Raw genomic sequence first — 9,201 nt, 5'->3', positions numbered from 1 at the left:
GATACATTCACGGATGGACCAAGGACTGTTTATGCCAGTATCGACCTTTAAAGCCCTCAGTACCTTCACGGCCTTCAGCGTGTTGCTCAGCGCCTGCTCAGCCTTCGAGCCCAAGCCTTTTACCGAGGACGAGATGCGCAAGCGGGTGATCGAAGACCAGGCGCGCATGTACAAGGAGCAGGAACCGGTCACCGGACCGATCACCTTCTACGAAGCCTCGGCGCGCGCCCTGAAGTACAACCTCGACTACCGTTTGAAGTTGCTGGAAAGCGCGCTGGCTTCAGACCTGCGCGATGTTTCCAGCCACGAGATGCTGCCGCGTCTGGTCGCCTCCGCCGGCTATGCCGGACGTAACAACGACTCCGGCGGCACCTCCATCGGTATCGAGGACCGCCAGGTCAGCTTGCGTCCGTCCACTTCCGAGGAGCGCTATCGCACCCTTTACAGCCTCGGCCTGTCCTGGAGCCTGCTGGACTTCGGGGTTGCCTACTTCCGCACGCAGCAGAAGAACGACCAGGTGTTGATGGCCGAGGAGCGCCGTGAAAAGGTAGCGCAGAACGTGCTGCAGGACGTGCGCAACGCCTACTGGCGAGCGCTTGGCGCGCAGCGCCTGCTGCCGGAGGTGGACGGCCTGCTGATGCGCACCCACCGCGCCCTGACGGCAGCCCGTGAAGCCGAAGGCAAAGGCCTGCTGCCACGCCAGGATATCCTTGCCTACCAACGCGCCCTGCTCGACTCGGTGTATATGCTCACCGTGCGCCGTCAGGACCTGGAGTTCGCCCGCGCCGAGCTGGCCGCGCTGATGTCGCTTCCGCCCAATACCAGGATGGTGCTGGCCGACGCCAACGAACAACCGCTGCCGCTGCTGACCAGTAACGTCGAGCAACTTGAACGCCTGTCGCTGGAACGGCGCCCGGAAATCATGGAGGAGTGGTATCGCAAACGCGTGAGCATGAACGACCTGAAAATCGCCAAGGCCCAGTTGTGGCCGAACGTTAGCTTCAACTACGGCTATGAGTACGATTCCAACAAATACCTGTACAACAGCGACTGGAACCAGACCGGCATCAATGTCTCGATGAACCTGCTGCGCCTGTTGCAGTACCCGGACATTTCCGCAGCGGAGGAAAGCCAGGAAAAAACCGACGACATGCGCCGCACCGCGCTGTCGATGGCGATCCTCACCCAGGTTCGCGTCGGCCTTCTGCGCTATCAGCTAGCGCGCCAGGAAGTGGAATTCGCCGACGAAAGCCTGCGCGTCGACCAGAACCTCCTCAACTACGCGCAGTCCTCACGCAATGCTGCGCTGGGCAGCGAACTGGAGCTGATCCGCGCCGAAGGCCGACTGCTGCTGTCGCGCTACCAGCGCGAAGCCGCCTACTCCGATGCACAGGCAGCCTGGGGCCGACTCTACAACTCGATCGGCTTCCAGGTCATGCCCAAGGAGATTGGGCAACATGATGTGAAGACGCTGGCGCGAGAGATACAGAATACCGTTGAGCAGCAGACGCGGGACAATCTGCTGGCGGAGGTCAAGTAACCGAGCCGGAAGATCTCAAGGGTGAATCGAACCCTGTCAGCAGGCACTACGGTTCGCCCAGCAGCGTGGTCGACACCGGACTGCCCGACCGGCTGTTGTCGCCTGCCCGAACTTGAAGTGCGCCCAGACACAACAACCGGTACACCCAGCGACAAGCCTTCCCCCCACCCTGCCCCTTAGCCTGTCACCACGCGCCGCCCCGCTGCGGCACGCACCCAAAGCACAAGAACAAACGTTGGTGACCTATGCAGACAGTAGATCCGATCACCCTTGCGGTTGTCCGGGGTGCGCTGGAGACAGCGCAACGCGAAATGACCCTGACCCTGGAAAAGACCGGGCGCTCCAGTGTGTTCAACCTGGCCCACGACTATTCCAACTCGCTGTTCGACCACTTGCCGGAAATGATCCTGCAGGGCCAGGACATTCCCATCCACCTGGGCTCGCTGATCCCGGCCATGAAGTGCGTGGCCGAGTTCTTCGGCGACGACATCGCCGAAGGCGACGTGATCTACCACAACGACCCCGCCTACAAGGGCAGCCATATTCTCGACTGCTGCATGTACAAACCGGTGTATTACCAAGGCGAGCTGGTGTTCTGGACCGTTTGCAAGGGCCACCTGACCGACATCGGCGGCCCGGTGCCGGCGGGTTACAACCCCGATGCCAAGGAGATCTACGCCGAGGGCCTGCGCATTCCACCGGTCAAGCTGTGGGAAAAGGGCAAGCGTCGTGAGGACGTGATCAACTTCATGCTCACCAACATGCGCGCCCGCCCTTATCAGGAAGGTGACCTCAATGCCCAGTATGGCGCCTGCAAGGTCGGCGAGCGGCACTTGCTGGAGCTGCTCGACAAATACGGCGTGGCACAGGTGCGTGCCTGCATCGCCGAACTGAAGAACATGGCCGACCGACACATGCGGGCGCTGTTGCACGATGTGCCGGATGGTGACTACAGCGGCACCGCCGTGCTCGAAGATGCCGGCCACGGCCTGGGTGAACTGGCCATCACCGCCCATGTGCAGATCCGTGGCGACCAGGCCCATGTGCGCATCGAAAGCCCGCCGCAGGTGCCGTACTTCATCAATTCCTATGAGGGCAACTCGGTATCCGGGGTGTATCTGGGGCTGATGATGTTCGCCCAGGTGGCGCCGCCTTACAACGAAGGCCTGTATCGCTGCGTAACGGTCGATGTCGGCCCCAGGGGTACGCTGTGCAATGCCGAGGAACCCGCGCCTCACGTCAATTGCACCACCACGCCGATGGAAACCCTCGCCGATGCCGTGCGCACTGCGCTGGAACAGGCCTCGCCACAGCGGGTAACGGCCTCCTGGGGGCATACCAGCGGCATCAACATTGCCGGCCGCGACCCGCGCAACGGCAATAGCGAGTACGTGACGATGGTGCTGGCCTCGATCATTTCCGGAGCCGGTGCCAACAAGGTGATGGATGGCTGGCACGCCTGCGGCCCGCTGTGCTGCTTCGGGGCGCTGATGAGCGGTGACATCGAGCTGCTCGAACATGCGTATCCGGTGCTGATCCACCGCTACAGCCTGATGGCCGACAGTGGTGGCGCCGGTGAATTGCGCGGTGGTTCGGGCACCCGCCTGGAGATCGAACCGCTGGACCACGCCATGACCGTGGTCGGCTTCGGCGAGGGCCGCCAGTTGCCCACCGCCGGTGCCGCCGGGGCTCGCAATGCCCTGCTCGAGCCCAAACTGGGCCGGCTGATCCATCGCCACGCCGATGGTCGCGAAGACCACTACACGCAGAACCCCATGCTCACCCTGCAGCCCGGCGAACGCATCATCAACATCAACCCAGGGGGTGGTGGCTACGGCGACCCGCTGCGCCGTCGGGTCGCAGCAGTACTGGAGGACGTGCGCAACGGCCTGGTCTCGCCACAAGGCGCAGCCCTGGAATATGGCGTGGTCCTCGATGCCGATGGCCAACTGGACGAAACAGCCACCCGCCTTGCCCGCGCCCCGCGCTAACCGGAGAACACGCATGCGTAACCAATATCGCCTGGGCGTAGACGCCGGCGGCACTTTCACCGATTTCATCCTGGCCGATCGCGACGGCGGCGTGCAGCTGTTCAAGGCCCCGTCCACGCCCCAGGACGGCACCCTGGCCATTCGCGCCGGCCTGGCACAGATCGCCGACGCCACCGGGCGTAGCCCGGCCGAACTGATCGCCAACTGTGACCTGTGCATCAACGGCACCACCGTGGCCCTCAACGCGCTGATCGAGCGCACCGGGGTCAAGGTGGGCCTGCTGTGCACCGAGGGGCACGAGGACAGCCTGGAAATCCGCCTGGGCCACAAGGAAGAAGGCCACCGCTACGACGCCCACTACCCGCCGGCACACATGCTTGCCCCACGCCACCTGCGCCGCCCGATCGGTGGCCGAATCCTTGGCGATGGCCGTGAGCACAGCCCGCTGGACGAAGCCGCCATCCATGCCGCCATCGACTACTTCCGTGCCGAAGGCGTGCAGGCCGTGGCCATTTCCTTCCTGTGGTCGGTACGCAACCCCAGCCACGAACAGCGGGCCGCCGAACTGGTACGGGCTGCCCTGCCCGAGGTATTCGTCTGCACCGGCTGCGAGGTGTTCCCGCAGATCCGCGAATACACCCGCACCTCCACCACCGTGGTCAATGCCTACCTCAGCCCGGTAATGGCACGTTACGTGGCGCGCATCGACAGCCTGTTCCAGGAGCTTGGCGCACAGCAGCCAGTACGCTACTTCCAGTCCAACGGCGGGTTGGCGCCCGGGCACCTGATGCGTGAGCGCGCCGTCAACGCGATCAACTCCGGTCCGGCCTCAGCACCACAAGCCGGGTTGGCGGTAGCGAGGCCGTTCGGTATCGACAACGTCATTACCGTGGACATGGGCGGCACCTCGTTCGACATCACCCTGACCAACGCTGGACGCACCAACTTCAGCAAGGACGTGGACTTCCTGCGCCAGCGCATCGGCGTGCCGATGATTCAGGTGGAGACCCTGGGTGCCGGCGGTGGCTCCATCGCCCACCTGGACGAGTTTGGCATGCTCCAGGTCGGACCGCGCAGCGCCGGCGCCATGCCTGGGCCGGTGTGCTACGGCAAGGGTGGCCGCGAACCCACGGTCACCGACGCCAACCTGGCCCTTGGCTACCTGCCCGACGGCGCACTGCTGGGCGGCAGTATCCGCCTGAACCGCCAGGCCGCGCTGGAGGCCATCCGGAGCAAGATCGCCGAACCGTTGGGCATCAGTGTGGAACGCGCGGCATTCGGCATCACCACCCTGGTCAACCTGAACATGGTCAACGGCATCCGCCGCGTATCGATCGAGCGCGGTCACGACCCGCGTGACTTCGCCCTGATCGGCGCAGGCGGTGCGGCGGGCATGCACGTGGTGCGCCTGGCCGAAGAAATTGGCATGCACACCGTGCTGATCCCCAAGGTGGCCTCGGGCTTGTGTGCGTTCGGCCAGATCCTGTCCGACGTGCGCTACGACCAGCTCACCAGCCTGTCGATGCGCCTGGACGCCGGGCACGTCGACCTGGCGCAACTCAACCAGACCCTCACCGAACTGCGCCAGCAAGGCCTGGCCAACCTGCGCGAAGACGGTTTTGGCGACCAGGCCAGCAGCTGCCACTACACCCTGGAGATGCGCTACCTGGGGCAAATTCATGAGTGCAGTGTGGACCTGCAGCAGCACAGCCTGGACGAGGCAGGGCTGGCCGCGCTGGTCAGCCGCTTCCACAGCCGCCACCAGACCCTGTACTCGTACAGCGAACCCGACAGCCCGGTGGAGCTGGTGAACCTGGAGTGCTCGGTGATCGGCCACCTGCCACGCCCGCCGCAACCCGAGCTGCAGGGGCCGGCCGAGCCCCCCGCCCCCACCGCGCAATCCGTCCGCCCGATGCTGTTCAGTGCCGACGGTGAATGGCAGCCCACACCGGTGTTCAACGGCAACCACCTGTTGCCAGGGCAGACCGTGCATGGCCCCTGTGTGATCGAGGAAGACACCACCAACATTGTCCTGCCACCCGGCTGGCAGGCGCGCCTGGAGCCTTCGGCCACCTACCGGGTGACACGCGGGGGTTGATCTTGGGGTCGGCGCGCGCCGATCATGGGCCTGACAACCGCCCGGCAGTTTTGCGCTGCCGGGCGGTTCGTACAATAACAAGAGCTGCTTGAGTAGCTTGCCTGCAGTTCCTTTTTTCAATGCTGCCCTCTTTGAAAAAGGACCCACCATGCCCACAGAACTCTCGACCCACGGCTGGCCACAGCCAGAGCGCCAGGTACGCTGGGCCGAAGCCATCAGTGACACCTATTTTCCGCTAAGCCTTGAATTTGCTGCCGGACAGCCGTTCGATGGCCACCTGCAGCGCTGGAGTACGCCGAGCACACCGCTCAGCCTGTCGCGCCTGCGGTCCAGCCAGCTGGGTTACTCGCGCAGCAAAGCGCACATCGGCCAGGACCATGAAGCGTTCTACCTGGTGACCGTGCCGCATGGCAGCGAGGTGCACTTTGAACAGGACGGCCACCAGATCAGTTGCAGCCCGGGCGGTTTCATCGTCGAGCGCGGCGATGCACCCTACCGCTTCCACTACGGCACGCAGAACGACTTGTGGGTGCTCAAGCTGCCCGAGCGTGCGCTCAAAGCCAACCTGCTGGGGCACAAGCGCTATACCCGGCATTGCTTCGATGCCCGTCAGGGCCTGGGGCGCATCTTCGTCGAGCAACTCGACCTGTGTGCCCGCCATTTCGACACCAGCCCCCCGGCAGCCCGGCATCTACTGCTGGAACAGGCCTCCGCCACCCTGCTGCTGGCCTTGCAACAGGATGAGCGCGTGCTGGGCAGCGAAGGCAGCAACCTCAGCACCCTGCACCTGACGCGGGTCGAGCAGTACGTGCAGCAAAACCTGGGTGACCCCGAGCTGTCGCCACAAACCATCGCCAGCGCCTGTGGGCTGTCGCTGCGTTATCTGCACAAGTTGTTCGCGATCACGCCCTACACCCTTGGCGAGTGGGTACGCCGTCAACGCCTGGAGGCCGTGCACCGGCAACTGCGCGACCCGCATTGCCACCTGGCCATCGGCGAACTGGCATTTCGCTGGGGTTTTGCCGACCAGGCGCAATTCACCCGCGCGTTTCGCCAGCAGTATGGGTGCACGGCGAGCGAAGTGCGGGCTACGCGTACGCACTGATAAAAGCAACGGATACGTGCCCGCTTGCACAGGGGCCGCAGCTGCGTTGGCTGTGCGGGCTCAATCCCCCGCCGCCACATCCACCACTTTCCAGCTGTCATCCGGGTCGAAGCGTTTCATCTCCTTCGCCAGCCTGTCGCCATGCGGCCCGAGGTCTTTCTCGAACACTTGGCCGTCATGGCTGATCATGAAGCTCATCACCCCGGTGTCGTCGTACTTGGCCGGCCAGGCGACCATGGCGAAGCCACGGCTCATCTGGTTGCCGATCAGGTAGCTGTAGGCACCGCCCGGGGCGGATGGGCCCTGTGCATCCAGGATGCGGAAGTGGTAGCCATACCAGGCGTCACCGACCACATCCTGGCCGAACAGCGGGCCCAACGGGCTGACGTCACCGTCGCCATCGTCATCCCAATACAACCCGTCATGCTTGCCCGGCTCGCTGAAAATCTTCTGTGCGTACTCCAGCGCACCATTGCCGTTATGGTCCTGGGTGGCGTAGTCCATTTGCGCATCGTGATAGGCCAGCAGCGACTGCAGAACACCCAGCTCGTTGCGCCCGATACGACGGGCGCGGATTTCGGCACTGCCCGCCTTGAGGTCGAAGCGCCAGCCCTGGCTGGTTCTGGTCAGCGGTATGGGCAAGGTCCAATGACCGGTGCCCACCGCCAGGATGGCCTTGCCCTCGCCTGACATGTCGATGCTGTGCTGTGCGCGATACTGCTCGAGAAAGGTATCCACATCGCTGCGTTGCACACCACCGCGCGGTATGTAGGTGCGCCAGTCATCGCCCAGCAACTGGGCCAGGCGGGCTTCATCAGGTTTCTCCTGGCCCAGCGCCGCGACAAAGGCTTCCACGGCCTTCTCCGGCGTTGGGAAGGCTTGCTGGGCAGCGGCCATGAACGACCAGGCCAGACCTGCCGTCAGCAGCAATGCAGCGAGTGTCGGGCGCTTCATCGACGGCCTCCTGCGCCGCGACGCGCGGGCGCACTGGGCCGGGAGATCGGGTGCCCGGCGGCACGCGACGCACCGGGCCGCTGAGCGAACGACTGGCTGGTACGGCCGCGGTTGGCCTGCGCGCTGGTGCGCGACGGTGAGCGCACGCCGTCGAAAGCATTGTTGCGGGCACGGCCTGCCGTATTGGCAGGACGGCTCTGCGCCGGCTGCCGCACCTGGCCGTCGCCCTGCCGGCGTTGATTGGCCAGGTTGCCGTTCTGCTGGCGGCCTTGGACGTTGCGGGTTTCCTGCCGACGGTCAGTCGCCCGCGCGCCATCATCACGGGACGGCATGCGGTTGCCGTCAGGATTGCCTGCCTTGGCCTCGCGCATTTGCTCGCGGGCCTGACGGTTACTGGTAGCCGGCCGTTCGATACCTGCGCGGTCCATCGATGCCCTGGCTTTGTCTCGGGCCTGGGCCCGTTGGGCGTCGTCGCCGCGGAACGCGGTGCGCTGAGTGGCACCGTCCAGCTGGCGGCCGTACTGCTGACGGCTGCGAGAATCGCGGTATGGCACCCCGTCGCGGTTGGCGGCATTGTGCTGCCATTTGTTCTGGTTGTTGGTGATGCGGTTGTTGACGTTGAGGTTGTTGTAGCGGTTGACGTCAATGTCGATGTCATTGTTGTCCCAGTCGCAATCGCCCCACAGCGAGGCGACAATTGCCACGCCGGTACCGAAGGCCTGGCCGGCCACCAGCGCGGAACCGGGGTAGTACATGGGCGGCGGCGGGTAATACACCGGGGGCGAGGCAGGGTAGGCCCAGGTGCCATAGGTGGTGGTCGGGTTATAGCTAGGCACATACACCACTTGCGGGTCGGCCGGCTCGATGACGATGGTGGTGGGCGGGCTGCTGGCCGCTGCCCCTTGGGTGCTACTGCCGCTGGCGGCTGGCGCAGGTGCGGTCTGCACGGTTACGTTCTGGTACTGGCTGCTCTGCAGATTGCCGGCAGCCTGCGCCTGGTGGCGCAAACGCTGCACGCTGCCCATGACATCATCGGACTGAGCGAGGAAAGCATCGCCCAGGCGCTGCACCCAGACCGGGTCCTGGCCAAGCGTTGCCAGCACCTGCGGGAAGGCCACCAGTGCCTGTACGCTAGGGTCCCAGGGCTGCTTGGCCACTTGCCTGACTGCATCGTCACCGGTGGCCTTGGGGTTGGCCTTGGACCAGGTCACGGCCTCATTGACCTGCCCCGGGTAGGTTGACGCCATCAGCACCTGAGCCAGCAACTGATCAGGGTACAAGGCAATGGGGGCCAGCATCTGGTCCAGTTGCTCCTGGGAGAACACCGGGTCCTTGGCCACGGGCGTGGCAGCGGATGGCGCCGGATCCGGCGCGGGCACGTCTGCGGCCAACACCAGGCCAGGGGCAGCGCTCAGGCAAAGCAGTGCCGACAGGACAGCAAACAATGGCATGCGCATCGCTTATCCCCATGAGGTCAGACCGCGTGGGTTAAGGGTAGCAATGGCAGTGCTTT

At 64.6% G+C, this 9,201-nt stretch carries 6 protein-coding genes; 4 read left to right on the top strand and 2 right to left on the bottom strand.

Features of this window, described 5'->3' with window-relative positions:
• Nucleotides 1-31: 31 nt before the first annotated feature.
• The 4 genes from ACI7M0_RS11275 (at nucleotide 32) to ACI7M0_RS11260 (ending at nucleotide 6,734) form a co-directional block, all read left to right on the top strand.
• Nucleotides 32-1,540: a TolC family protein gene (locus tag ACI7M0_RS11275; protein ID WP_129933013.1), complete on the top strand. Its 1,509-nt coding sequence runs from the start codon at nucleotides 32-34 to the stop codon at nucleotides 1,538-1,540.
• Between the two features lie 311 nt (nucleotides 1,541-1,851).
• A complete protein-coding gene (locus ACI7M0_RS11270) occupies nucleotides 1,852-3,531 on the top strand; it encodes a hydantoinase B/oxoprolinase family protein (RefSeq protein ID WP_405314611.1) in 1,680 nt (559 codons plus the stop codon).
• Nucleotides 3,532-3,544: 13 nt separating this feature from the next.
• Nucleotides 3,545-5,629 carry a hydantoinase/oxoprolinase family protein gene (locus ACI7M0_RS11265; protein ID WP_129933015.1) on the top strand — a complete coding sequence of 695 codons (2,085 nt, stop codon included), beginning with the start codon at nucleotides 3,545-3,547 and terminating at the stop codon, nucleotides 5,627-5,629.
• A gap of 148 nt (nucleotides 5,630-5,777) precedes the next feature.
• Entirely contained in the window at nucleotides 5,778-6,734 is a 957-nt protein-coding gene (locus tag ACI7M0_RS11260; RefSeq protein WP_129933016.1) for a helix-turn-helix domain-containing protein, read from the top strand.
• Between the two features lie 60 nt (nucleotides 6,735-6,794).
• Here the strand turns inward: ACI7M0_RS11260 and ACI7M0_RS11255 are convergent, their stop codons facing one another.
• Both ACI7M0_RS11255 and ACI7M0_RS11250 read right to left on the bottom strand, forming a co-directional pair.
• Entirely contained in the window at nucleotides 6,795-7,688 is an 894-nt protein-coding gene (locus ACI7M0_RS11255; RefSeq protein WP_020193540.1) for a DUF2950 domain-containing protein, read from the bottom strand.
• Nucleotides 7,685-9,145 carry a DUF3300 domain-containing protein gene (locus ACI7M0_RS11250; protein WP_129933017.1) on the bottom strand — a complete coding sequence of 487 codons (1,461 nt, stop codon included), beginning with the start codon at nucleotides 9,143-9,145 and terminating at the stop codon, nucleotides 7,685-7,687. The genes ACI7M0_RS11255 and ACI7M0_RS11250 overlap by 4 nt, the downstream gene beginning before the upstream one ends.
• Between the last annotated feature and the right edge of the window lie 56 nt (nucleotides 9,146-9,201).

Source organism: Pseudomonas sp. 10(2024) (genome assembly GCF_045164175.1).
GTDB lineage: Bacteria > Pseudomonadota > Gammaproteobacteria > Pseudomonadales > Pseudomonadaceae > Aquipseudomonas > Aquipseudomonas alloputida.
This window is presented reverse-complemented; position numbering and strand designations above follow the sequence as displayed.